General features: G+C 61.0%; 24 protein-coding genes and 1 pseudogene. 15 read left to right on the top strand and 10 right to left on the bottom strand.

Annotation, left to right across the window (positions count from 1 at the left end; genetic code table 11):
* Positions 1–134: 134 nt before the first annotated feature.
* The gene (locus WD767_01660) at positions 135–1,145 is read left to right on the top strand and encodes a hypothetical protein (GenBank protein ID MEX2614777.1); all 1,011 of its coding nucleotides are present in this window, start codon (positions 135–137) and stop codon (positions 1,143–1,145) included.
* A gap of 2 nt (positions 1,146–1,147) precedes the next feature.
* Here the strand turns inward: WD767_01660 and WD767_01655 are convergent, their stop codons facing one another.
* From WD767_01655 to WD767_01640, 4 genes are all read right to left on the bottom strand, one after another.
* Entirely contained in the window at positions 1,148–2,653 is a 1,506-nt protein-coding gene (locus WD767_01655; GenBank protein MEX2614776.1) for a radical SAM protein, read from the bottom strand.
* A complete protein-coding gene (locus tag WD767_01650; GenBank protein ID MEX2614775.1) occupies positions 2,650–3,555 on the bottom strand; it encodes a transketolase C-terminal domain-containing protein in 906 nt (301 codons plus the stop codon). Before WD767_01650 ends, WD767_01655 begins: the two co-directional genes overlap by 4 nt.
* The gene (locus WD767_01645) at positions 3,519–4,451 is read right to left on the bottom strand and encodes a thiamine pyrophosphate-dependent enzyme (protein MEX2614774.1); all 933 of its coding nucleotides are present in this window, start codon (positions 4,449–4,451) and stop codon (positions 3,519–3,521) included. Before WD767_01645 ends, WD767_01650 begins: the two co-directional genes overlap by 37 nt.
* Positions 4,452–4,598: 147 nt before the next feature.
* On the bottom strand, positions 4,599–5,531 hold the full coding sequence (locus tag WD767_01640; GenBank protein ID MEX2614773.1) for a hypothetical protein: 933 nt from the start codon (positions 5,529–5,531) through the stop codon (positions 4,599–4,601).
* A gap of 256 nt (positions 5,532–5,787) precedes the next feature.
* Here WD767_01640 and WD767_01635 point away from each other — a divergent pair, with 256 nt between their 5' ends.
* Positions 5,788–7,617 carry a radical SAM protein gene (locus WD767_01635; GenBank protein MEX2614772.1) on the top strand — a complete coding sequence of 610 codons (1,830 nt, stop codon included), beginning with the start codon at positions 5,788–5,790 and terminating at the stop codon, positions 7,615–7,617.
* Here the strand turns inward: WD767_01635 and WD767_01630 are convergent.
* Positions 7,614–8,354: pseudogene (locus tag WD767_01630) on the bottom strand (aldolase). The gene WD767_01635 and the pseudogene WD767_01630 sit on opposite strands and share 4 nt — an antisense overlap.
* Positions 8,355–8,455: 101 nt before the next feature.
* Here WD767_01630 and purB point away from each other — a divergent pair.
* Entirely contained in the window at positions 8,456–9,754 is a 1,299-nt protein-coding gene (gene purB, locus WD767_01625) for an adenylosuccinate lyase (GenBank protein MEX2614771.1), read from the top strand.
* Positions 9,714–11,501, top strand: coding sequence for a hypothetical protein (locus WD767_01620; protein MEX2614770.1), 1,788 nt, complete (start codon positions 9,714–9,716; stop codon positions 11,499–11,501). Before purB ends, WD767_01620 begins: the two co-directional genes overlap by 41 nt.
* A gap of 57 nt (positions 11,502–11,558) precedes the next feature.
* On the opposite strand, the gene WD767_01615 is transcribed toward WD767_01620, so the two are convergent.
* Complete coding sequence (locus WD767_01615) at positions 11,559–11,885, bottom strand: DUF1476 domain-containing protein (protein ID MEX2614769.1); 327 nt, start codon at positions 11,883–11,885, stop codon at positions 11,559–11,561.
* Between the two features lie 144 nt (positions 11,886–12,029).
* Here WD767_01615 and WD767_01610 point away from each other — a divergent pair, with 144 nt between their 5' ends.
* The 10 genes from WD767_01610 (at position 12,030) to otnI (ending at position 20,375) form a co-directional block, all read left to right on the top strand.
* Positions 12,030–12,791, top strand: coding sequence for an NRDE family protein (locus tag WD767_01610; protein ID MEX2614768.1), 762 nt, complete (start codon positions 12,030–12,032; stop codon positions 12,789–12,791).
* A gap of 124 nt (positions 12,792–12,915) precedes the next feature.
* The gene (gene purC / locus WD767_01605; protein MEX2614767.1) at positions 12,916–13,677 is read left to right on the top strand and encodes a phosphoribosylaminoimidazolesuccinocarboxamide synthase; all 762 of its coding nucleotides are present in this window, start codon (positions 12,916–12,918) and stop codon (positions 13,675–13,677) included.
* A gap of 27 nt (positions 13,678–13,704) precedes the next feature.
* Positions 13,705–13,947, top strand: a complete 243-nt coding sequence (gene purS / locus WD767_01600; protein ID MEX2614766.1) for a phosphoribosylformylglycinamidine synthase subunit PurS — start codon at positions 13,705–13,707, stop codon at positions 13,945–13,947.
* Positions 13,944–14,636, top strand: coding sequence for a phosphoribosylformylglycinamidine synthase subunit PurQ (gene purQ, locus WD767_01595; GenBank protein MEX2614765.1), 693 nt, complete (start codon positions 13,944–13,946; stop codon positions 14,634–14,636). Before purS ends, purQ begins: the two co-directional genes overlap by 4 nt.
* Positions 14,633–16,828 (top strand): phosphoribosylformylglycinamidine synthase subunit PurL, encoded by a 2,196-nt coding sequence (gene purL, locus WD767_01590; GenBank protein MEX2614764.1) that lies wholly within the window; start codon positions 14,633–14,635, stop codon positions 16,826–16,828. Before purQ ends, purL begins: the two co-directional genes overlap by 4 nt.
* Positions 16,829–16,855: 27 nt before the next feature.
* The gene (locus WD767_01585; GenBank protein MEX2614763.1) at positions 16,856–17,095 is read left to right on the top strand and encodes a BolA family transcriptional regulator; all 240 of its coding nucleotides are present in this window, start codon (positions 16,856–16,858) and stop codon (positions 17,093–17,095) included.
* A 23-nt stretch (positions 17,096–17,118) separates the two neighbouring features.
* The gene (gene grxD / locus WD767_01580) at positions 17,119–17,460 is read left to right on the top strand and encodes a Grx4 family monothiol glutaredoxin (protein MEX2614762.1); all 342 of its coding nucleotides are present in this window, start codon (positions 17,119–17,121) and stop codon (positions 17,458–17,460) included.
* 206 nt (positions 17,461–17,666) lie between these two features.
* Positions 17,667–18,935, top strand: a complete 1,269-nt coding sequence (otnK, locus tag WD767_01575; protein ID MEX2614761.1) for a 3-oxo-tetronate kinase — start codon at positions 17,667–17,669, stop codon at positions 18,933–18,935.
* On the top strand, positions 18,932–19,567 hold the full coding sequence (otnC, locus tag WD767_01570) for a 3-oxo-tetronate 4-phosphate decarboxylase (GenBank protein ID MEX2614760.1): 636 nt from the start codon (positions 18,932–18,934) through the stop codon (positions 19,565–19,567). The genes otnK and otnC overlap by 4 nt, the downstream gene beginning before the upstream one ends.
* Before the next feature lie 19 nt (positions 19,568–19,586).
* A complete protein-coding gene (otnI, locus tag WD767_01565; GenBank protein ID MEX2614759.1) occupies positions 19,587–20,375 on the top strand; it encodes a 2-oxo-tetronate isomerase in 789 nt (262 codons plus the stop codon).
* Here otnI and WD767_01560 read toward each other — a convergent pair.
* The 4 genes from WD767_01560 to WD767_01545 form a co-directional block, all read right to left on the bottom strand.
* Positions 20,362–20,523 carry a hypothetical protein gene (locus WD767_01560; protein ID MEX2614758.1) on the bottom strand — a complete coding sequence of 54 codons (162 nt, stop codon included), beginning with the start codon at positions 20,521–20,523 and terminating at the stop codon, positions 20,362–20,364. The genes otnI and WD767_01560 overlap by 14 nt on opposite strands.
* A 55-nt stretch (positions 20,524–20,578) precedes the next feature.
* Positions 20,579–21,187 (bottom strand): hypothetical protein, encoded by a 609-nt coding sequence (locus WD767_01555; GenBank protein ID MEX2614757.1) that lies wholly within the window; start codon positions 21,185–21,187, stop codon positions 20,579–20,581.
* Between the two features lie 155 nt (positions 21,188–21,342).
* Complete coding sequence (rpsD, locus tag WD767_01550; GenBank protein ID MEX2614756.1) at positions 21,343–21,957, bottom strand: 30S ribosomal protein S4; 615 nt, start codon at positions 21,955–21,957, stop codon at positions 21,343–21,345.
* A gap of 165 nt (positions 21,958–22,122) precedes the next feature.
* A complete protein-coding gene (locus WD767_01545) occupies positions 22,123–22,878 on the bottom strand; it encodes an RNA methyltransferase (protein ID MEX2614755.1) in 756 nt (251 codons plus the stop codon).
* A 130-nt stretch (positions 22,879–23,008) separates the two neighbouring features.
* Here WD767_01545 and WD767_01540 point away from each other — a divergent pair, with 130 nt between their 5' ends.
* Complete coding sequence (locus WD767_01540; GenBank protein ID MEX2614754.1) at positions 23,009–23,971, top strand: hypothetical protein; 963 nt, start codon at positions 23,009–23,011, stop codon at positions 23,969–23,971.
* The last annotated feature ends 14 nt before the right edge of the window (positions 23,972–23,985 follow it).

Genomic DNA, 23,985 nt, shown 5'->3' with positions numbered 1-23,985 from the left:
GAACCGCACAACCCGATTTTGCGCCGTTCCATTTGAAACACCTGTTCCCGACCGCCACAATGATCCGTCGACCCTACCCTGCCGCCGCCGCATTCTGCTAGGCTTATCCCCGGACACAGACGGGGAGACAGGCTATGGCGCGGAAACTGGCATTCGGGATCACCGAAAAGGGCGTGAACCACCGGGGCGGCGAGTTCGAATTCGACCTCGACACACGGTTCCGCATGGTCAAGGAATCCGGCGTCTACGATTACTACGACAAGACGCCGCCCGCCGCTGAAGAAGCCGATTACCGTCGTGCGAGCGAGAAATACGACCTGCCGATCCGTGCCGGCGGCTGGTTCTATACGCTGGGCCGGGACGAAGCCCTGCTCGACGCCAATATTGCGCTCGGCGCACGACTCGGCAGCCGGGTCCACAACACCCAGATCACCATGCGCCACGCGGACGGACACCTGATCAGCAACGAGGAAGTTGCCGAGGCCTATCTGCGCGCCTATGAAACCGGCGAGAAAGCCGGCTGCCTGCCGTGCTTCGAAGTGCATGTAAACATGTGGTCGGAGCATTACGGACGGGTCAGCGAAGTCGCCGCACTGGTCGAGGCGCGGGGCATTCCCTACCGCATGACGCTGGATCATTCGCATGTGATCTTCAAGATCGACAATCCGGGCGAACAGGACATGCTCGATATGCGCCCCGATGTGGAATCCGGCAAGGTGGTGCTCGATCCTGGCAAGCCCGGCAATGTCTGCGACGAATGGATCAGCCGCGGCTATGTCTGGCACTGCCACGCCCGCGCCGCCGTGCCGAACAATCCGAAGAACATCTGGGGCAAGCATGAGGACGGCCGCATCGGCCGCGGCATCCAGTACCCCTTCTTCCGGCCCGCCCCCGGCGAGTGGCACAGCGACTGGTCCGAAGAAAAGCTGGAACCCTGGAAAGAGGTGATGCGCAAGTTGATGCGCCATCACGCCACCGCCGAAACCAGCCCGCTCGGCCAGATTTCCACCGAATTCATTCCCGGGCCGGATTACGGCATGGGCGCGAAATACTCGCTGTTCGAACACTCTGTCGCCTGTGCGACCTGGTTGCGGGAAACCTGGGCGCGGATTTCGGCGGAAACGGACGCCGCGGCAGCGGACTGATATCAGGCAGCCGGCGTCTCGAGCAGGCGCCGTTTCAGCCGATGCGCCGTCATCTGTTTGACGTGGCCGACCGCCTCGGAGCCGAATTTGTCTTCCAGCATGGCCAGATAGGCCGGGTTGGTGAAGTACCGGTCGAAGGCATGGTCGCGGAATTCAAGAACCTGACGGGCGCTTAGCGCCATGGTCGGCAACGGCATCGCGTCGTAACCGAGCTGCGAATAACCGATCCAGCCCGGCCCACCCGGATCGTCGGGAAGCGGCCATTTATTCGCCCTCGCTTCCTCGTAAAGCGGGGAGCCCGGATACGCCATCGCGCAATAGAAATTGGCCCATTCCGTATTCAGCTCGATCGCCAGCGCCAGCGTTTCGTTCATGCTGTCCATTGTATCGTCGGGCAGGCCGAAGATGTAATTCGCGCCGACCGCGATTCCGTGATCGCGGACCATGCGGACAACGTCGCGGATATTGTCATCGGTAAAACTTCCCTTGGCCATGCCGTCACGGACGGAGGAACTGGCGGACTCGATGCCCAGCCCCAGCCAGTTGAAGCCCGCCGCTTTCAGCTTCGCCAGCATCGATTCCCGCAACGTGTCGATCCGCGCATAGGCCCAGATATTGAGGCCGTAATCGCGTTCGATCAGGACATCGCAGATTCCCGCCACATGCCGCCGGTTCAGGATGAACATTTCGTCGGGAATCTTGATGTTCCTTACCCCGTAGCGGGTGACCAGTTCGTCGATCTGCGCGACGACGTTTTCGGGACTCCAGTTCCGGACGCCGTTGCCGCCAAACGGCGTGTTGATACAACAGAATTCGCAGCGAAAGGGGCATCCAAGGCTCGTCTGGATCGACGCGTAGCTGCCGCGGCTGCCCAGGTCATGGAAGCAATGCCAGTTGTGCGCCCGGTACTGCGTCATATCCAGCAGGTCCCAAGCCTGGCGCGGCAGTTCACTGTCCAGATCCGCGATATTCGCCGCCGGCCTGTTGCCGTGTATGGCCCCCGCTTCATCCCGGTACCACAGACCCGGCACGTTCGCGAGGTCGCCGCCGTCCCGGAGCACCCGGATCAGGGCCTCCACCGTGCGCGGCCCCTCGCCCTGACAGACGAAGGAAAACGGTTCCTCCTCCAACGTACGCCGCGGCAGCGCCGATGGATGGGTTCCCAACGCAAGGCTCGGGATGCCGGCAATTTCATTGAGGCGCGCGCAGGTGATGGAGCCGCCCGGCATGCACTGGGTCGATGCCGAGGGCTGCTGCCCGTAGATGCAGAACACCGCCAGCCCTGGTTTCAACGCGGCGATCTCTGCCGCCGTGTCCGCATGGTTCAGCCCCCTGGCTTCCGCATCCAGCATGACGACCTTGTAATTCCTCTGTTGCAGGTACGCCGCGATCAAGCCCGACCAGACCGGCGGCTCGATGGCCGCCAGGTCGTTCGACAGGCCCTGATACACCGCGAGCCTGCTGGGCGGCGTCACCATGACGACATCGATGTCAGTCAATACATTCATTCAGCGAGTATATTCCTGACTTCCTTTACAATTCGTTCCGGCTGGGGCGACAGGTTCTCCAGCCTTTTTGCAACCCCGGACGGGCGGTCTTCCAATGCGAGGGCGTGGACCCTGACGCCTGTCAGATGGGTCAGTTCATAGGCGATGGAGCGCGATGCACCGCAGATTTCGAACCCGGAATCGAGGACCAGACCATTGCCGCTGGCGCGCAGCGCGGCAAGGGCGGCTTCCGGCACGTTCAGCGGCTTCAGCCAGACCAGATGGACGATGTTGACCCGAATGCCATCCTCCCGCAGCCGCGCCGCCGCTTCCGCGAGGGAAAACCGGCTCGCGGAGGCGGCAAACAGGGTGATATCGGCGCCATCCTCGATCCGGTCCGGCAGTTCCTCGGTATTGTTGTAGCTGAGCCGGTGTTCGCTGACGAACAGGGGATCGTCATGGGCCATGAAATGCGCCCAGATATCCCGGTATTCTCCCGGAGTCATGGGCGCGACAACGGTCAATCCGGGAACATACATGAATGGCGCGTGGTGGGCGCCCGAATGCACCGGGCCCATGGAATGCCCCTCATCGCCGGAAGCCCTGATGAACAGCGGGCAACCATAGCCGAAAATGGCTTTCACACGGGCGGCATGATTCACGAGCGGACTGGCGTTCAGCCATACCAGACTCTGGAACCGGAGGATGAAAATCGGCCTGCGCCCGGTCAACGCGGCTCCCACCGCGATCCCCGCGCCGGCGGTATCGGTCATCGGCAGTTCCTCGATACCCGCTTCCTGTTCCGGCACGGTATTCTGAACCCAGCCGACCGCCGACAGGCACTGACCGAGGACAAGACCGTTATTTTCAGCGATATGCCGTCGCGTCAGCTCACGGATTGTATCTGCAACCGTTTCGCCCATAATTCCTCGATTTCTGCGGTAGCTCTGTCTTCAATGCTCCGCGCATTGCGGCCAAGCCCGATATGCGCCATGGTTTCCCTCGTCAGCTGAAACCTGTCCCATTCCGGCGGACCGTCATTGCCGGTACCGACATGCCAGATTTCGCGGCAGGTCTTGACATTCATCAGCGCCGGCCGGCCCTTCAGCCGATCCGCCCAGTATGAAACCAGCCAGGGATCGTCCGCGATCTCGACGGATTCGAGCCCGAACGACGTTGCGACATCGGCAATATTCCAGTTGCGCCGGACAGAAGTCGGCGTCAGCACCGAAAGGTCGTTATCCTCGCAGACGAACAGGATATTCAGCCGCCGGGTGGCCGCGAATCCGAGAGCGGCAAGCACATAGTCCTCTTCCGCCGCGCCATCGCCGAAAAAACAGATCACCTGGTCACCGGGATTGGTCAGCGCCACGCCGGCGGCGACCGGAACCTGGTCGCCGATCAGCCCCACATGGCCGATGATTCGATTGGCGATATCGTGGATGGGCGGGGACCCGGCCATGCCGCCGCAGCATCCGCCGGGCAGGCCCAGCAATTCATCGACGAGCGGCACCCGCGCGCCGCCGAAACTGAGATAGGTTGCATGCGCCCGGTGCTGGCCCAGGATCCAGGGCTTTTGAGCGCGCAGGGCGGCGGCGACGCCGGCGGCGATACTCTCCTGCCCCAGCGATAAGTATACCAAACAATTGACATTGCCCCGTTCCGCTTCGGCCTTCACACGCCATTCGAATGCGCGCGAAAAGCAAATAAGTCTGAACAGTTCACAGGACAATTCAGGGGATGATTGATTCGCCAGACCCTCAATTTGCCCTAACGTCGCAGTGCGAGGCGTTAGTGATGACAGCTCGGGGTTTTTCATATTATCGAATGGCTCAGACTCTGGCTGAAATCATTCTGTCACTATACAGATAAACACACTGTCACGCTATTTTACCAAGGCATCGGCGACAGTTGTCGAGAGGATGACCGACAATCGCCCGCCGTGTCCAGCAACGGTAAATCGCTATCACGGCGACGGCATCGCGTCGACGAGAACCCGGAATTCCGCGCCGAGATCGCCCTTGGCGGCGTATTGCCGCTGCATCTCCCTGGCTCTGGGGACAATCGATTTGTCCAGGACGCGTTCCTGAACGACGTCGGCAAACGAACCGCGCGGGACGATTTCAACGAAGCCATCCAGTTCGCCGGGCAGTTCCGATTTTTCGCTGATAACGTATGCGCCATAGGTCAGCGCCACATGGTGCCGCATCATCGATGTAAAGGGCCACCCCTCCTTCAAATGCAGGTGCAGGAAGACCTGCGCCGACTGGATGACAGAACTGACCATGAAGGGAGGAACATTATGAGGCGTATACAACTGGACGCGCTTTTTCAGTTCCTCCAGCATTTCGATGCGAATACTCGTGTGCGTTCCCATGAAAACCGCGTCGTAAAGTTTCGGCGCGCGGAAGGTGCCGCCATTCGCCGCTTCAATCGAATCGAAACACATCGGGAGCGTCAGAATTTGTGTGTTCGGAAAATTTTTGGCGTAGCCGGGCCGCTGGTATTCCGACATCAGCCAGATTGCTTCCGCATACTCCGCCAGCATTGCAAAAGCGGTATAGCGTTCCTGCCAGTAGTTCAGGTCCGCATAGGTCGTATTGGACTGATCGCTGCCAACATCGTTGAAGCTGGAACCGGTCAACAGTTCCGTCGCCACAAGCACAAAGCGAATGCCGGCATTTTTCTTGATCGAAATAATGTTTTCCGCCGTCTTTATATTGAAATTCTCCACCAGAATATTGACGAGGTCAGCATTGTGGAAAAGCGTCGGACTGACTCCGACAGTCTGTCCCGCGAGCGAAAGACCGTTGCGCAGATAGCGGAAAACATCAGTGGCGGAATTAGGGTTTCTGCCATGGTTCCAGGAATTTATGAGAAATGAATTCTGAGCGGCCATGTCGATCCGATATTCCTGATGAGCATCCCGATTGAGACTGAAGTTACCGTGTTTGCCCCGCCGGGGAAAGCAATTGGCGCTGCTCCTGGAAACCGGGACTTAATGGTTTGGTTACCACGAATCTGATATGTTGAAGTGCGGCTGATACGGCATGCCCGTTTTCCGAAAGGCGCTTTCCATGGCTGTTGCGGCAAAATCAGAACACATAAGCCCCGTTTCGATTCTGAAAAAAGATGAACCGTTCGTCCGGCAGCGCATGGCCGGCGTCTTTGGGAAACCGGTGCAGCGCCTGCTGATGATCGCCGTTCCCGAAATCGACCGTAACCATTTCTCCATTGATGTGGCTGTCCAGGGCCGATATCCGTGCTTTCCCCCTTATGGGCCAGGTGTCCTGGTTCGCTGCGTCGAAGCCGCCGGATATACCGCCGATATCATCGACCTGCAGTTCGAAGTCCTGCGCAAGGCGTCGGAACAGGCGGGCGGCGCATTCGACTTCGATGTATGGAAGGTCCCCCTGGAAGCGAAGATAGAGGAATTCCGGCCCGATGTGATCGGGTTGAGCGGCATGTTCGAAAACTGCGCCGCCGAATTTTCCGCCATCGCGCGGCATCTGAAATGCATCCATCCGGATATTCCGATCATTTCCGGCGGCGTCTATGCATCGCTGATGGTTGACAAGGTCCTGAACGAACTTCCTGAAATCGATTTTGTCCTGTTCAACGAGGCGGAACAGACCCTGGTTCATTTCCTCGACGCCGCCAATGGCAGGGACGCCGGTATCGGCCTGAAAGGCGTCGCGACGCTCGACCCCGCCAGCGGCCCCGTCGCCACCCCGGCCGCGATTCCGCCGGCGCTCGACATCGCGCCCGACTACAAGGATTTGCCCATCGCCGATTACGCCAAATACGGCACTATCGGCGCCTATACCTTCCTGCGCGACGCCGGCACCCCGTCGGCAACCGCTATCAGCCGTCGTGGCTGCCGGGCCGCCTGCACCTTCTGCAGCGTGCGCACGGTCTCCGGCAAAGGCGTGCGGGTCCGGTCGGGACAGTCCGTCGTCGATGAAATTCAGCGCCTCCATGAGAATTACGGCGTCCGCCACATCATGTGGCTGGACGATGACCTGTTCTTCGATATCAGCGCGACGATTGCCATGTTCCGGGAAATCGCGGACCGCAAGCTTCCCGTCACCTGGGATGCCTCCAACGGCGTGATCGCCGCCGCCATGACCCATGAATTGCTGGAGGCGGCGGTTGCTTCCGGATGCATCGGCTTCAATATCGGCGTCGAATCGGGCAACGCCGAAATCCTGCGCAACATGAACAAGCCCGGCAATATCCGGACCTATCTGCGCGCCGCCAATCTGCTGACGGAATTTCCGACCATCTTCACCAAGGGCTTCCTGCTGGTCGGCTATCCGTCGGAAACTGTCGCAGCGCTTGCCGATACGGTCGATCTCGCCGGCAAGATGGATCTGGACTGGTATCCAAGCCAGATCGTCATGCCGATGGGTGGCACGCCGGTGGAGCAGATGATGCTGCAACAGGATCAGTATGGCGAAACGGTCACCAAAGCCGCAAACGGTAAAAATCCAAACAAGGCGGGCAGTTTTTCCGTCGGCGTGACCGGTTCCGTGCGCCAGCGCGAACTGGCGGAAAAGAAAAAAGCCGCCCCGTTCTTCAACCCTTTTTCAGAGACCCCCGACTACATCCCGCGGCGCGACCAGATGGTCGATGTGTGGTTCACGGTGGATTACCTCATCAACTACCGTCCGATCATCGCCGAAACGCGGCCGCACAAATTGCGCAAGAAAAAGGCGATGCTGGATGAACTGGTGCAGCGGATGGGCACCGAACATCCGCTGGCCGCACTGTTCCTCGGCATCTGCGAGCGAAAACTGGGTCATCCGGAATTAGCGGAAAGACGCCATGAAATTGTCAGCCGCGGCCTTGCGGCGTCGGAATACTGGCGCATGCGCTTCGATGCCCTGGGCATCAACGACAGTTGCACGGAATATTTCGCCGGGCAAACCGGACAGCCCGGCCCGAAGCCGGATCGGCCTTCCTACAGCCGCGGTATCCTCTAATCCCTGTAGTCGGGCTCGTCCCGGTCCAGCACCCGTTTCAGCGCCTCGAAATGCAGCGGCGCGCTGTCGGTATTCGAGCCTTCGAACTGGTCGACGGTGGCCTGGATCACCTCGTCCGGCAGGCGCCGCAGCGGCAACCCCGTTGAGCGGGCCAGCACCTGCGCCTTGCAGGCGCGTTCCAGGTAATAGAGCCAGTCATAGGTCCGCGCGATGGTCGAACCCGTAACCGTCACCCCGTGCGCGCCCATGAACATCACGCGTTTGTTGCCCATCTTTTTCGCGATCCGGTCGCCTTCGGCGAAATCCAGCGCCAGACCGTTATATTCATCGTCATAGGCGACGTGGTTCTGGAACCGCAGCGCCCCCTGCTCGATCGGTTCGATCCGGCCGCCTTCGACGAGGGTCAGCGCCGTTGCGTAGGGCATATGCGTGTGCATGACGCAGGTGGCCTGCGGACAGGCGCGGTGGATGCGGCTGTGGATATAGAACGCGGTCGCCTCGACCTCGCCGTCCCCTTCGATGATTTCGCCATCGTAATGCGCCAGGACAATTCTGGAGGCGGTAATTTCCGACCAGTGCCAGCCATAGCCGTTGATCAGGAACTGGTCGTCGCCGACCGCGAGGCTGAAATGATTGCAGATGCCTTCGTGCAACCCGTGGCGAACCGCCCAGCGGAACGCCGCCGCCATGTCGATTCGCGCCTGTTGCAGTTCTTCCGCGGTCAGTGTAGCCATTGCTGCGCCTTTCGAATGCCTGTTTCGTCTATGTTATAGTCCGGCGAAAATTGCCCCCGCAAGGGCAGCGTCGTCGCAAACCTGAAGTCTGGAGTAGCGTATTCATGATTCCTCGTTACAGCCGGCCCGATATGGTGGCCATCTGGGAGCCCGAGAGTAAATTCCGGATATGGCTGGAAATCGAGGCGCATGCCTGCGATGCACAGGCGAAACTGGGAGTCGTTCCCGAAGCCGCCGCAAAGGCGGTATGGAAGCGCGGCGCCTTCGAGATCGACCGCATCGACGAGATCGAGCGCGAAACCAGGCATGACGTTATCGCTTTCCTGACCAATGTCGCGGAACATGTCGGCGAGGAAGCCCGCTTCCTGCATCAGGGCATGACGTCTTCCGACGTGCTGGATACCTGCCTTGCGGTGCAACTGGCCCGCGCCAGCGATATTCTACTGGCCGACATGGACGCCCTGCTGGCCGCGCTGAAACGCCGGGCCGAGGAGCACAAGTACACGGTCACCATCGGCCGAAGCCACGCGATCCATGCGGAACCGACGACCTTCGGCCTGAAACTGGCGGGGCATTACGCGGCCTTCAAGCGCGGCCGGGACCGGCTGGTCGCGGCGCGGGCGGAAATTGCCACCTGCGCCATATCCGGCGCCGTCGGCACCTTCGCCAATATCGACCCCTCGGTTGAAGCCCATGTCGCCGACAAGATGGGCCTCGCCGTGGAGCCGATATCGACCCAGGTCATCCCGCGCGACCGTCACGCCATGTTCTTCGCCGTACTCGGCGTGATTGCCTCTTCGATCGAAAACATCGCCGTCGAAATCCGCCACCTGCAGCGCAGCGAGTTGCGCGAAGCCGAGGAATTTTTCTCGCCCGGGCAGAAGGGCTCTTCCGCCATGCCGCACAAGCGCAATCCGGTCCTGTCGGAAAACCTGACCGGGCTGGCGCGGATCGTTCGTTCGGCGGTGACACCGGCACTGGAAAATGTCGCGCTGTGGCACGAGCGTGATATCTCCCATTCCTCGGTCGAACGCATGATCGGCCCCGACGCGACGGTAACGCTCGATTTCGCCCTCGCCCGGCTTACCGGAATGATCGACAATATGGTCGTCTACCCCGAGCAGATGGAGCGCAACCTCAACCAGATGGGCGGCCTGCACAATTCGCAGCGCGTCCTGCTGGAACTGACCCAGGCCGGCATGAGCCGCGAGGACGCCTACCGGGTCGTTCAGCGCAATGCCATGGAAGCCTGGAAAGAACACCTGTCGTTCCTCGACCAGCTCAAGGCAGATAGCGAAATCGGCAATTACCTGACAGCCGAAACCCTGGAATCCCTGTTCGACCTTGAATATCACACCAGACATGTCGATACGATCTTCAGCCGCGTTTTCGATACTGCGTAGCGCCGCGGTCGCGCTGTGCCTGATTGCAACCGCCCTCCCGGCGGTGGCGCAGCTTGACGCAATCAGCGAGGAGGCGCGCAAGGACCCCTTCATCCTGATCCGCCTGGCGGCACTGTCGCTGGAAACGCCGGAAGAACAGGGCGAAGCGCTGTCCGGGCTGGTTCAGGCCGAACTCGCCCGTGGCGATCCCCAGGAAGCCACCAGGGAACTCGGGCGGATTACCGACGGGTACTGGCGGGCGGCGTCGCTCATCAAGCTTGCCGATTACGAGAGCGAAAAGAAACGCGCGGCGCCGGCGCTGAGCGCGCTGGACGACGCCATGCGCGCCGCCGGCAAGGCACGGGACAATCCCGAAACGGAAAAGCTCATCCGCGAAATTGCAGTGCGCCGCAATGCCCTGGGCGATGAAGCCGGGGCCGTCGCGGCGACAAAACTGATCCGCGACAGGAAGCTGCGTATTGAAACCCTGCTCGAAATCGGTCGTCCGTCGCCGCATGACAAGAACTCGAAAGGCAACAAGGCCGCTTTGATCGAAGCATCGCGACAGACAAGGGCGATCAAGGACGACGAGGCCGAAGTCGCCCGGCTGCTGTTGATCATCGGCGAAGCGCAGACCCGACTCGGCGACGCCAAGCAGTCGGACAAGACTCTGGGCGAAGCCCGCCGCATAATCCTGCAGAGCGAATTCACAGGCCGCGAACAGGCGCTGGCTGAACTGGCTGCCGCGGAGACCGAGGCCGGTGACCAGACCCGCGCCATGGTGCTGGTCCGCTCCATCGCCGATCCCGAGCGCCGGGTCCGGGCGCTCGGTTCCGTCGCCCGCGCCATCGGCGAAAAGGGCAATATGGATGCCGCTGTCACGCTGTTCACCTTTGCCGTGGAAACCGCAACCGGGATCGAGGAAGAAACGTTGCGGTACAGCCTGCTGACCCACCTTGTCGTGGAACAGGCCCGCACCGGCCGACTCGCGGACGCGTTCAAGACAGCCGGCCTGATCCGCAAGAAACGGGAACAGGCGGAGGCGCTGGCCCAGATGGGCCATGTGCTCCTGGAACAGGAAAAATATTCCGAAGCCCTTAAACTGACCGATTACATCCCCTATCTGGGTCTGCGCGGAATTATATTCGCACAGGTGGCGCTCGCCACGGGCAAACGCGGTGAACATACGGAAGCCAGCGCCCTGCTGGCCCGTGCGCTGGAATCCGTGCGGGAACCGTCCGATCCGGACCTGCAGGAACAGGCGCTCAACGAGGTTTTGGATACGCAGATACTCGTTGGCGATCCCGAAACCTCGCAGGCCCTGTTCGAACGGGCGCGGAACCTGATCGACTCGCTGCCCGAAGGGCTGGGCCGGGTACGCCTGCTCACGCTACTGGCGCGGGCGCATGCGCAAAGCGCCGACAAGGAGAAGGCAACCCAGGTTATCGACGCGGCATCGCGGATCACCTGGGGAAAATCCGGCGATCCGGATTATCCGCGCTCAGTCGCCCGGATCGTCGAGGCGCTGCTGGCTTCCGACAGGCTGCTGGAGGCCTTTAACACGGCGTCGCGCATTCCCGATACGGATGTTGTTGCCGAGGCGCGCCTGAGCCAGACGCCGCGCAACCGGTCGCTCACGCTGGTCGCGCAGGAGGCGGCCCGAATCGGCAAGGTGGAACTGGCAATTCGGGCCGCCCGAAAGATACGGGATCCCGCTTCCCGCGCGGCCGCGCTGGGCGCGGTCGCCATCGGTATTTCGCCCTCCTAATGCAACGGTAGTTCCGTCGTATTTCTCACAAACAGCGACAATTCCGCCGCGGGGCGGCTATTTCGTCTCCGCCATGATCTGGTCGCGCGCCACCCGCATAAGGCGGTCCATTTCCTTGCGGATCAGTTGCTCCGACACGTCCACGCCCTTGCCCGCGAGATCCTGCTGGACCTTACGCAGGACATCCGCGTCGCCGGGTTCATCGAAATCCGACATGACCACTTCCTTCGCATAAACCTCCGAACTGGCCGCATCGAGTCCAAGCTGTGTCGCCGCCCACTGACCCAGCAGTTTATTGCGCCGCGCCTGGACCTTGAAATCCAGCTCCTTGTCGAGCTTCAGTTTGTTTTCAAAAGCCTTTTCGCGATCATTGAACTGCGTCATAAAGAAACTTCCTTTTCCTGCCCGCGCGGAGCGCCAAAATTCAGCCCCTTATATAGTTCCTCGGGATCGGTTCTTGAATGATGAATTTGCAAAATCGTCACCCGGCAATGGCGCCATCGAGCGGGCCGTGCTATCGGGTCATCCATGTGTACCGTCGTCATTCTCCGGCGGCCAGGTCATGCCTGGCCGCTTGTTCTTGCCGCAAACCGGGACGAAATGACCGGCCGGCCCTGGCTTCCGCCCGGAAGGCACTGGCCTGACCGACCGGAAACCGTTGCCGGACAGGACCAGCTGTCAGGCGGCAGCTGGCTGGGCGTCAACGATCACGGCGTCGTCGCCGCGGTTCTGAACCGCACCGGCTCGCTCGGCCCGCAGGCCGGAAAACGCAGCCGCGGCGAACTGGTGCTCGAGGCGCTGGACCATGCCGATGCCCGCGAGGCCGCCGAAGCGCTGGGCGAAATCGACCCGCATGCCTATCGCAGCTTCAACCTCGTCATCGCCGACGACCGGGAAGCCTACTGGCTGTCCGCGCGCAACGGCGCCCTTTCTGTCGAACTGCACCCGGTCCCTGAAGGCACTTCGATCATTACGTCACAGGATATGAACGAACCGAATGCGCCCAGAACCCGCACGTTTTTGCCGAAATTTCGCCAGGCGCCGGCCCCCGAACCGGATTCGGGAGACTGGGCAGCCTGGGAAGCCCTGATGGCCACCTGCCAGGAGGACGCGCCCCCGCCTTTCGACGACACCATGTGCATCGTCACCGACCGGGGCTACGGGACCGTATCCAGTTCGCTGATCGCCCTGCCCCGCCACGCACCCGGCGCAAGGACCATATGGCGGTTTGCCGCCGGCCGCCCGGACATCACCCCTTTCGAAACCATTCTGCCTGAAAAGCCGGAATGATGCGTTCTGCGGCAAAATCCGGACAAAGTGTTCGGATCGGGATTCGTTGTACCGGGGCGGTGCAATTGCTATATGACGCTTCCTGACGCGATGCAGCGTCCGCATTCCCCCTGGGCACAATAATATGGCCAAACGCAGACGTGTTTATGAAGGCAGGGCCAAGGACATGTATGAAGGTCCCGAACCCGGTACGCTGGTGCAGCATTTCAAGGATGATGCAAGCGCCTTCAACAATACGAAACACGGTACGATTACCGGAAAAGGCGTGATCAACAACCGGATTTCGGAATTTCTGATGTCCCGCCTGCAGGAAATCGGCGTCCCGAATCATTTCATACGACGGTTGAACATGCGCGAACAACTCGTCCGCGAAGTCGAAATCATCCCCATCGGCGTCGTGATCCGCAACGTGGTGGCCGGTTCGATGGCAAAACGACTCGGCATCAAGGAAGGGACGCAACTGCCCCGTTCGATCGCCGAATATTACTGGAAAAACCAGGAACTCGGGAATCCGCTGGTCTCCGAGGAGCATATCACGGCGTTCGGTTGGGCGATGCCGCAGGACATTGACGACATGCTGTCGCTGTCCCTGCGGATCAACGATTTCCTGACCGGCCTTTTTCTCGGCGTCGGCATGCGATTGATCGACTTCAAGCTGGAATTCGGCCGCTATTACGATGAGAATGGCGATATGCGCGTCATCCTGGCCGATGAAATTTCACCGGATAATTGCCGTCTGTGGGATAGCACGACAAGCGAAAAGCTGGACAAGGACCGTTTCCGGGAGGATCTGGGCGAGGCCGCCGAGGCCTATCAGGAAGTGGCGCGGCGGCTCGGCGTACTGCCCGACGGCGGCGAACTCAACGGACCCCGCATGGTTCAGTGACCCGATTCGGGCAGGTATGGAGGAAACGTGAAGGTTAAGGTTCATATAACTCTCAAACCAGGCGTTCTGGACCCCCAGGGCAAGGCCATAGGGCATGCGCTGGAATCGCTTGGATTCAAGGGCGTTGGCGACGTGCGCCAGGGGAAGTTCATCGAACTCGATATCGCCGAAAACGACCCCGGAGCGGCCCGCGCGCAGGTCGAGGACATGTGCGCGAGGCTGCTGGCCAATACGGTAATTGAAAATTACGACATAGAATTGCAGTCATGAAGTCATCGGTCATCGTCTTTCCGGGGTCGAATTGCGATCGCGATGCCGCCGTGGCGCTGGGACGGGCCTGCGGCAGCCCCGCCGACATGGTATGGCACCGGGATACAAAACTGCCCGCGACCGACCTGATCGTGTTGCCCGGCGGGTTTTCCTATGGCGATTATCTGCGCGGCGGCGCGATTGCGGCCCGTTCGCCGATCATGCGCGACGTTGTCGCCAGGGCGGCGCAGGGCGTGCCTATTCTGGGCATCTGCAACGGGTTCCAGATACTCACGGAGTGCGGGTTGCTGCCCGGCGTGCTGATGCGTAATGCCGGGCTGAAATTCATCTGCCGGAACGTGCATGTGACCGTCGCCAATACCGATTCCGCATTCACGCGCGGTTATACGATCAATCAGGTGCTGCGTATTCCCGTTGCGCATAACGAAGGCAATTACCGCGCCCAGGAATCGACGCTGGACCGGCTGGAAGGCGAGAACCTGATCGCCTTCCGCTATACCACGCCGGAAGGCGCCGCAAACGATGCCGGCAACCCGAACGGTTCCGCCCGCAATATTGCCGGAATCTTCAATGAAACGCGCAGCATCCTTGGCCTGATGCCGCATCCGGAACGGGCGGCTGACCCGTATCTCGGCGGCACCGACGGCGCGCGCCTGTTCGATGGCCTTGTGGCGGCGCTGGCACGATGAAAAACACCGCCATCACCGAAGCAATCGTTGCCGAACACGGGCTGAGCGCCGACGAATACAGGACGCTGCTGTCGATCCTGGGCCGCGAACCGAACCTGACCGAACTCGGTATTTTTTCCGTCATGTGGTCGGAACACTGTTCCTACAAATCCTCCCGGAAATGGCTGAAGACCCTGCCGACGGAAGGACCGCAGGTCATCTGCGGTCCCGGCGAGAACGCCGGCGTTGTCGATATCGGCGGCGGGCTGGCCGCCGTATTCAAGATGGAAAGCCATAACCATCCGAGCTTCATCGAACCTTACCAGGGGGCCGCGACCGGCGTCGGCGGCATCATGCGCGATGTTTTCACCATGGGCGCGCGCCCCGTCGCCAACTTGAATGCCCTGCGGTTCGGCAGCCCCGACCATCACAAGACTCGGCACCTTGTTTCCGGCGTCGTCGCGGGGATCGGCGGCTATGGCAACTGCATGGGCGTGCCGACCGTGGGCGGCGAAACCAATTTTGACCCGGCCTATAATGGCAATATCCTGGTCAACGCCATGACCGTCGGGATCGCCGAGGCTGACAGGATTTTCTATTCGGCCGCCGCCGGTATCGGTAATCCGGTCGTTTATATCGGCTCCAGGACGGGCCGCGACGGCATCCATGGGGCGACCATGGCATCGGCTGAATTCGACGACGATTCGGACGAAAAGCGTCCCACGGTGCAGGTCGGCGATCCGTTTACCGAAAAACTGCTGCTTGAAGCGTGTCTCGAACTCATGGCCACGGACGCTATTGTCGCGATACAGGACATGGGCGCCGCCGGACTGACCAGTTCGACCGTGGAAATGGCGGACAAGGGCGGCGTCGGCATTGAGTTGAACCTTGAAAACGTGCCGGTACGCGAAGAAGGCATGACTCCGTACGAAATAATGCTTTCGGAAAGTCAGGAGCGCATGCTCATGGTACTCAAGCCCGGCCGCGAAGATGCCGCCCGGGCGATCTTCGAGAAATGGGAGCTGGATTTCGCCATTGTCGGCCATGTCACGGATACCGGGCGATTCGTCCTGAAACTGCATGATGAACTGGTCGCCGACATCCCTGTCGCGCCGCTGGTCAATGAATCGCCTCTTTACGACCGTCCCTGGAAGGCGACGCCGAAACGCGGTGTGCTGGCCGCAACCGGCGTGGCCGCCCCCAACGATCCGCTAGATGCGCTGCACCGGCTGCTCGGAACGGCGAATTTCTGCTCACGGCGCTGGATCTGGGAACAGTACGACCACATGGTCATGGGCGATACCACGCGCGGCCCGGGCGGCGATGCCGCGATTGTCCGCATCCACGGCACCACGCGGGGCCTGGCGATCACCACCGATTGCACGCCCCGCTACTGCCTGGCCGAACCGGAAACCGGCGGCAGGCAGGCCGTGGCGGAAGCCTGGCGGAACCTGACCGCGGTCGGCGCACAGCCACTGGCACTGACCAATAACCTCAATTTCGGCAACCCGCAGCGCGAAAACATCATGGGGCAGTTTGTCGGCTGCGTGACGGGCATCGGCGATGCCTCCCGCGCCTTCGATTTCCCGGTCGTTTCCGGCAATGTCTCGCTGTACAACGAAACCAACGGCGTCGGGATTCTGCCAACTCCGGTGATCGGCGGGCTGGGCCTGGTTGAAAATATGGACCGCATCACCGGCCTCGCCTTCACCGCCGCCGGCCAGAGCATCGTCGTCATCGGGGACACCGCCGGTTGGTTGGGTTGTTCCGCCTATCTCGCCGAAATCGAGCAGCGCGACGACGGGGCGCCGCCGCCGGTCGATCTGGCCCAGGAGCGCCGCAATGGCGATTTCGTACGCGGCTGCATTCATGACGGCAGTGCAACAGCCTGCCATGACGTTTCCGATGGCGGCCTGCTCGTCGCCATCGCAGAAATGGCGATGGCCGGGAATATCGGCGCCGCCATTGCCATGCCGGAGGGTTCGACACCGCTGCATGCATGGTTGTTCGGCGAGGACCAGGCGCGCTACGTTATTACAACAGAAAATCCAGATAAAATACTGGAATCGGCGAATAAAGCGGCGGTTCCCGCGACCGTGATAGGGCGAACCGGCGGCGCTTCATTGACAGTGCAATCAGCGTATACCATATCCATTGAAGAGTTGCGGACCGCGCATGAGGCATGGTTGCCGGGCTACATGACGATGTCCTGACGGCAGGCGCATTAGGGAGGGTGGACCATGGCGATGAGCCAGGCGGAAATTGAACAGATGATCAAGCAGGCTATCCCCGACGCGCAGGTGCAGATCGAGGATTTGCGCGGCGATGGCGATCATTATGCCGCCTATGTGCGCTCGGCCAGTTTCGAGGGAAAAAGTCGCGTACAGCAGCACCAGATGGTGTACAAGGCGCTTCAGGGACGCATGGGCAATGAGTTGCATGCGCTTGCATTACAGACAGCCACGCTGGAAGACAGCTAGGGCCAGAGGGAAAGGATCGAACCATGGATGACAATCCGGTATTCGCCCGCATCCAGGAGGATGTGGACGGCAATGACATCGTACTCTTCATGAAGGGGACACCGGTGTTCCCGCAATGCGGCTTTTCCGCCGCGACAGTGCAGGCGCTGACCCTGCTCGGCGTCAAGTTCAAGGGTGTCGACGTCCTGCAGGACCCCGGCCTGCGCGAGGGTATCAAACAGTACTCCAGCTGGCCGACCGTGCCGCAGCTTTACGTCAAGGGTGAATTCATCGGCGGCTGCGATATCGTGCGGGAAATGTACGAAACCGGTGAACTGGCCGAACTGATGGCGACCAAGGGCATCGCGACAGAAACCGCTGCGTAGATCAGGTTATGGTTTGTTGGAGATGCCTCTGGCGATCCAACAAGCCATGTGACGAGACTTTCGCGGACGATTCTACAGCGAACGACATGCCGGGCATCTTCGCGATGGTCCGGCATTTTTCGATCCCCGTCATGGACCTGACCCGTTACAATGCGGAACCGCAAGCAGGAGACGCCTGCTTTCATCGTTGAAACGGGTTGAATCGCATGGGCCTTCTGCTGGGATGTATTGCCGACGATTTTACCGGCGCCACCGACCTGGCGGGAACGCTGGTCCGCGAGGGTATGCGTACGGTACAGATGATCGGCGTCCCGGCGCCGGGAACGCCGCTACCCGATGTGGACGCGGTCGTCATCGCGCTCAAATCCCGAACCATCGCGCCCGCCGACGCCATTGCGCAATCCCTGGCCGCGCTGGAATGGCTGCGCGGGCATGGCTGCAGACAGTATTTCTTCAAATACTGTTCGACGTTCGATTCGACCGACGAGGGCAATATCGGCCCTGTCGCCGAAGCGCTGCTGGATGCGCTGAATTCGGATTTCACCATCGCCTGCCCCGCCTTTCCGCGCAACAACAGGACGATCTGCAAGGGTTACCTGTTCGCGGGCGATGTGCTGCTGAACGAAAGCGGCATGCAGGACCATCCCCTCACGCCGATGCGCGACCCCAATCTGGTCCGGGTGCTGGATCGTCAGACCAAAGGCGCCGTCGGGCTGGTAGCCTATGACACGATCAGGCGCGGCGCGGCGGCAACCGGAGCCGCCTTCGAAGCCGCGCGGCAGAAAGGCGACCGCTTCGCCATTACCGATGCATTGGACGAAAACGACCTGACGGTAATCGGCGAGGCCTGCGCCGATTTCCCCCTGATCACCGGGGGGTCCGGCGTGGCCATCGGCCTTCCGGAGAATTTCCGCCGCGCGGGGCTGCTGCCATCCGGCATTGCCGCAGACACGCTGCCGTCGATTGACGGATATGCCGCCGTCCTGTCCGGAAGCTGCTCGCGCGCAACAAACCAGCAGGTCGCGCTGATGGCGAAAGATCACCCGGCCTTCCAGGTCGATCCCCTGGCGCTCGCCCGGGGCGAACCGGTCGCACGGGCAGCAATCGACTGGGCGACGCCACAGCTCGCCAATGGCCCGGTCCTGATCTACGCAACCGCCGCGCCGGATGACGTGCGTAACATCCAGTCGGAACTCGGCGCCGACAGGGCGGGCGCGCTGGTCGAAGAGGCCATGGCGGCTATCGCACGCGGCCTGGTCGATGCCGGCGTTCGCCGGCTGATCGTCGCGGGCGGCGAAACCTCCGGCGCGGTCGTCGGCGCGCTGGACGTGCCCGGCCTGCGCATCGGGCCGGAAATCGACCCCGGCGTTCCCTGGACCGCCAGCCTTGGCGACCCGGCGTTGTTGCTGGCGCTGAAATCCGGCAATTTCGGCGCCCCGGACTTCTTCACCAAGGCCTTCGGAGTGCTGAAATGAGCGAATCCCGTTTGCGTGAAGAAATTGCGGCCTTCGGCAAATCCCTGTTCGACCGGGGATTGAGCGGCGGCAGTTCCGGCAATATCAGTGTGCAACTCGACGATGGCTGGTTGATGACGCCGACGGGCTCGTCTCTCGGCAATCTGGACCCGGCGCGGATTTCCAGACTGGACCGGACCGGCAGGCTGATGTCCGGCGACGCACCGACCAAGGAGGTCTTCCTGCATCAGGCAATGTACGAGGAGCGCCCGAAAGCCGGCGCCATCGTGCATCTGCATTCGACCCATTCGGTCGCGGTGTCCTGCCTGCCCAATGTCGATCCGGACAACGTCCTGCCGCCCATCACCGCCTATTACGTGATGAAAATCGGCAGGCTGCCGCTGATCCCCTACTATCGACCCGGCGACACGGCGCTGGCGGACGCGATCCGGGGCAAGGCGCGCGACCATACCGCCGTGCTGCTGGCCAATCACGGCCCTGTGGTTGCCGGCAAGACGCTGGAAGCCGCCGTTTACGCGACCGAGGAGCTTGAGGAAACCGCCAAACTGCACCTGTTGCTGCAGGCGCATAACCCCCGGATTCTGACCGAGGAACAGATCGAAGAACTGCACCGGTTTTTCCCGCCCGATTAACCCGAACCAGGATTCCGCCATGCCAAATCTCGCCGCCAATATTTCGATGATGTTCACCGAAGTGCCCTTCATGGACCGCTTCGCCGCGGCGGCTGCCGCCGGGTTCAGGGCGGTGGAATATCTGTTCCCCTACGATCATCCTGCCGAGGACATCGCCGCCGCCCTGAAGGAAAGCGGGCTGGTCAATGCCCTGTTCAACCTGCCGCCGGGGGACTGGACCCGCGGCGACCGCGGACTCGCCGCCCTGCCCGGCCGCGAGGCCGATTTCGACGGGCTGATCGAACAGGCGCTGGACTATGCCAGGATCATCGGCTGCGACCGCCTGCACGTCATGGCCGGGATTCCGCCGGAAGACGCGGACCGCGCGGAATGCGACGCGGTCTATATCCGCAATATCAGACACGCCGCCGCCAGGCTGGCGCCGCATGGCATCACGGCGCTGATCGAGCCGATCAACCAGCGCGATATTCCCGGTTTCCACCTGAACCGCCAGGACCAGGCGCTGGCGGTGCTCGCCGCCATCGGCGCGGAAAACGCGAAGGTCCAGATGGACCTGTATCACTGCCAGATCGTCGAGGGCGACGTGGCGATGAAAATCCGCGCCAATTTCGGCCATGTGGGGCACTTCCAGATCGCCGGCGTACCGGAACGCCACGAACCCGATATCGGCGAAGTGAACTATCCCTACCTGTTCGATGTCATCGACGAACTCGGTTACACCGGCTGGATCGGCTGCGAATACCGGCCAAGAGGCGAAACCCGCGCCGGACTTGGCTGGGCCGCGCCTTACGGGATCAGCGCCGCCTAACCCGCGCACGGTCCATATTCGTGCTGTCGTCAATACGGGAGAAAACCGCCTGTTCCGGCACGCTCAGGAGATGCGCCGGCAGTTTCGTCGATGCATCCCGTCGCTCACTGCCCGATACCTTCGACTTCGACGTTGTTTGTCCAGACATGATGTCCTCCTTGCCACTGTATAATTCTGCAATGCAAGAAGGTTAAGAGGACAGCTTATTTCCAGTATGAGAACTGTTCGGCAAAAAACCGTCTTTGTTCTTCGGTTAACCGGGCGGGCTCGTTATTCGAAATATGTTTCGGGTGAAGCAGCGTCACCCTGTCATACCGGTGCGGCCCGATGTCGTCAGGGTCCGGTGGGCTCATTGCATTTATCTGTTCGGATATTTGTCCCGCATCGTCGATGGAGAGCGTGATTTCCAGTATGTTCGCAATATCGAGAATGGCTTTTTCCGGATTGTTCTGAATGGTCAGGTAGTCTGTTTCCACGGCCGAGCGCGCATGCCAGTAGTTATATAGATGCATTTGCATCAGTATCTGGATGAAGAAATTATCGTCTGTCAGCCAACCCATTCTTTTTGAGGATTCGATACATTCCAGCAGGTCCCGCTTCGTCGTTAGAACCAGCGAGTAATCGAATCGAACCTGCTCGGGCGTATGGACTTTCACCAGGTGAACGGGTTCTTTCGTCGCCGGATCATAATCCGCGCACCATCCCGAATAAATCGCCGGGTACTTCCGGTTCAAGATCAGCCTGGCGGCATTGTACTGCCAGGTACTGCCGGAGCGCGGCATGCCCGCGATCAGAATGACGAATGGCTTCACGCTTCAACTTTCACATTATCGCCAACCCGGTTCCCGGACAGGTTCGCCAGCGCAATCGCGCGACCCGGAAACAACAAAAAAAGCCGCCCAACACTACGTTGAGCGGCCCTTTTGACACAACCCGCCGCGTTGGACGGCATATCGGGTAACAGGTATCAGCGCGAATAGAACTCGATAACGAGGTTCGGTTCCATCTGCACCGGATACGGCACATCGGAAAGGCCCGGCGCGCGCATGAAGGTTGCGGCCATCTTGCTGTAATCGACGGTGATGTAATCCGGCAGGTCGCGTTCGGTGGAGGCGATCGCTTCCAGCACCATCGGCAATTCGCGGCTCTTGTTCCGGACTTCGATCACGTCTCCGTCCTTTACTTCGTAGGACGGGATGTTGACGCGCTTGCCATTGACCTTCACATGACCATGGTTCACGAACTGGCGCGCGGCAAACACCGTCGGCACGAAGCGGGCGCGATAGACCACTGCGTCAAGGCGGCGTTCCAGCAGCCCGATCAGATTCTCGCCCGTATCGCCGGGGCGGCGGACGGCTTCCTTGTAATAGGAATGGAATTTCTTTTCGCCGATATTGCCGTAATAGCCCTTCAGCTTCTGCTTGCCCATCAGCTGGGTGCCGAAGTCAGAAGCCTTGCGGCGGCGCTGGCCATGCTGGCCCGGCGGGTAGTCGCGGGAATTGCTGGGGCTTTTCGCACGGCCCCAGAGATTGACGCCAAGGCGCCGGTCGATCTTGTACTTCGAACTCTGTCTCTTTGACATTTCCATATATCCCGTTGTTTACGGTGTTGTTGTTGTTCCGGTACCCGTCGAACGGAGGGACGCACCGCGCCCGCAATCCCAGAAGCGGGCGGGAGTATATGGTTTCGCGACCCGATGTCAAACGCCAAATGGCGCGAAAACGGCCGGTTTGCGCGGCTTTTACCTTTACGGGCGCCGGATCAGGCAGGACAGGATGCCATGCAGTGTCTTGACCTCCTGTTCCATCAAACCCGCGCGCTGGAAGATATTGCGAATCTGGCGCACCATTATCGCCCGCTTTTCCGCCACATGAAAAAATCCGCACTCATCCAGCGCGGCTTCGAGACGAGTGAAAAAATTGATCAGTTCTCCCTTGGTCGCGGGCTGCGTGCGCCCGGCGGGCAGGACGGCGGGCGTGGTTTCATCGGCGGACTGGAACCATTCATAGGAAATCACCGCGACCGCATGACTGAGATTGAGCGAACTGAAGCCCGGATTGAGCGGAATCTGCACGACCGTGTCGGCGCAGGCGATATCGTCATTGCTGAGCCCTGCCCGTTCGCCGCCATACATGATGCCCACCGTACCGCCCTCGGCCAGGATGCGGCGCATATCGGCAACGGCGCGGCGCGGCGTCAGGACCGGCTTGATCATGTCGCGCGGCCGTGCCGAGGCGGCGTAGACATGGGTCAGGTCCGCGATGGCGGCCGGAGTCGTCTCATAAACGCGGGCCGATTCCAGCACCATGTCGGCGCCCGATGCCGCGCTTTTGGCGCGCGGGTTGGGCCAGCCGTCGCGCGGCTGGACCAGCCGCAAGTCGCCCAATCCGTTGTTCAGCATGGCCCGCGCGCACATGCCGATATTCTCGCCAAGCTGGGATTCGACCAGAATGACCGAGGGTCCACCGGTTCCCGGCACGATAGTTCTATCCGTTCCCGACATCCCGCTACTCCGCAGCCCGCATAGATCAGATCATGGGTTGCTGGAATCGCCTTTGGCGATCCAGAAAACCATGTGAATCTGATCTATCTAATTGAAGACATAGCACCTTCACAGGTTTAAAGGGAACCTGGTGCAGTTCCCTTTAAACCTGATGTGCTATAACCTGATATACTCGCCAACCATGCGCCTCGTCCGACCTTTCGAAATCCTGTTCCTGCTGGGCGCCGTCCTGGCGGGCGTCGCCGTTTCTATCTGGCTCGCGATCTGGAGTCCCGATGCGCTGTTGCGCGATCCGCTGCCGCTGTACCGTCAGGGCGCGGCAACGTCCAGCCCGGAAATTACCGGCGACCGCACGGTCCGCGCTATCCGGTTGGTAGGTCCAGACGGCGAAACCATCTCTTTCCGGGTCAGTCAGCCAACGAAACTGCCCCTCAACCCGTTGCCGGTCCTGGTCGTCGTGACGGGATTTCCCGGTGCGCCGGATCCAATTCAGCATATCACGCATCCCGGGCAGAATGTCATCGTCTCCTACCATCCCCCCTTCGATCCGGAGATGCGGCTCGAAACGCTTTCCCTGTTCAATCTCTGGCAGACCCGTCGCGTGATATACCGTATGCCGGAGGAGGTTTCCGCCCTCCTGGCCTGGATTGGACGTCAGGAATGGGCGGACAGAAAGCGCATCAACCTGGCGGGATACGGCCTGGGTGCGGCCATACTGCCCGCGATCCGGCGACGCGCCGCCGCCACCGGGCAACCGGTGAAGGCTTCGATCTTCATCAACGGCGGCGCGGATATCGAAGCGCTCGCCAGCGCGGATCTCGGCGGCGGAATGGCCTGGCTGGCGGGACAGGTGCTCCGCCCCCTCAACCCGGCAACGCATCTGCCCGAAATCTCCGGCCCTTTCCTGGTCATCAACACCGATAACGACACAGCGATCCCCGTAACCACGCGATCCGCGCTGGAAACGCTGCTACCCGAACCAATGACGATTGCCAACGTGATGCGCGGAACGGATAGCCGGGAGGACTATATTGCGCGGATCATCCGGGTTGGCCAGAACTGGCTGGTTGCACAATCCGCTCTCACCCCCTGAGGCACTTACCGCCG

Source organism: Alphaproteobacteria bacterium (assembly GCA_040905865.1).
GTDB lineage: Bacteria > Pseudomonadota > Alphaproteobacteria > UBA8366.
This window is presented reverse-complemented; position numbering and strand designations above follow the sequence as displayed.

Bases quoted from the DNA above. Each gene is read 5' to 3' on its own strand.
- otnI (MEX2614759.1), top strand. From the start codon at position 19,587: ATGCCAAATCTCGCCGCCAATATTTCGATGATGTTCACCGAAGTGCCC.
- WD767_01640 (MEX2614773.1), bottom strand. From the start codon at position 5,531: ATGGCCGCTCAGAATTCATTTCTCATAAATTCCTGGAACCATGGCAGA.
- grxD (MEX2614762.1), top strand. From the start codon at position 17,119: ATGGATGACAATCCGGTATTCGCCCGCATCCAGGAGGATGTGGACGGC.
- WD767_01650 (MEX2614775.1), bottom strand. From the start codon at position 3,555: ATGGGCGAAACGGTTGCAGATACAATCCGTGAGCTGACGCGACGGCAT.
- WD767_01545 (MEX2614755.1), bottom strand. From the start codon at position 22,878: ATGTCGGGAACGGATAGAACTATCGTGCCGGGAACCGGTGGACCCTCG.
- purB (MEX2614771.1), top strand. From the start codon at position 8,456: ATGATTCCTCGTTACAGCCGGCCCGATATGGTGGCCATCTGGGAGCCC.
- purL (MEX2614764.1), top strand. From the start codon at position 14,633: ATGAAAAACACCGCCATCACCGAAGCAATCGTTGCCGAACACGGGCTG.
- purQ (MEX2614765.1), top strand. From the start codon at position 13,944: ATGAAGTCATCGGTCATCGTCTTTCCGGGGTCGAATTGCGATCGCGAT.
- WD767_01655 (MEX2614776.1), bottom strand. From the start codon at position 2,653: ATGAATGTATTGACTGACATCGATGTCGTCATGGTGACGCCGCCCAGC.
- rpsD (MEX2614756.1), bottom strand. From the start codon at position 21,957: ATGTCAAAGAGACAGAGTTCGAAGTACAAGATCGACCGGCGCCTTGGC.
- WD767_01560 (MEX2614758.1), bottom strand. From the start codon at position 20,523: ATGTCTGGACAAACAACGTCGAAGTCGAAGGTATCGGGCAGTGAGCGA.
- WD767_01645 (MEX2614774.1), bottom strand. From the start codon at position 4,451: ATGAAAAACCCCGAGCTGTCATCACTAACGCCTCGCACTGCGACGTTA.
- purC (MEX2614767.1), top strand. From the start codon at position 12,916: ATGGCCAAACGCAGACGTGTTTATGAAGGCAGGGCCAAGGACATGTAT.
- WD767_01610 (MEX2614768.1), top strand. From the start codon at position 12,030: ATGTGTACCGTCGTCATTCTCCGGCGGCCAGGTCATGCCTGGCCGCTT.
- WD767_01585 (MEX2614763.1), top strand. From the start codon at position 16,856: ATGGCGATGAGCCAGGCGGAAATTGAACAGATGATCAAGCAGGCTATC.
- WD767_01615 (MEX2614769.1), bottom strand. From the start codon at position 11,885: ATGACGCAGTTCAATGATCGCGAAAAGGCTTTTGAAAACAAACTGAAG.
- otnC (MEX2614760.1), top strand. From the start codon at position 18,932: ATGAGCGAATCCCGTTTGCGTGAAGAAATTGCGGCCTTCGGCAAATCC.
- WD767_01635 (MEX2614772.1), top strand. From the start codon at position 5,788: ATGGCCGGCGTCTTTGGGAAACCGGTGCAGCGCCTGCTGATGATCGCC.
- WD767_01660 (MEX2614777.1), top strand. From the start codon at position 135: ATGGCGCGGAAACTGGCATTCGGGATCACCGAAAAGGGCGTGAACCAC.
- otnK (MEX2614761.1), top strand. From the start codon at position 17,667: ATGGGCCTTCTGCTGGGATGTATTGCCGACGATTTTACCGGCGCCACC.
- WD767_01620 (MEX2614770.1), top strand. From the start codon at position 9,714: ATGTCGATACGATCTTCAGCCGCGTTTTCGATACTGCGTAGCGCCGCG.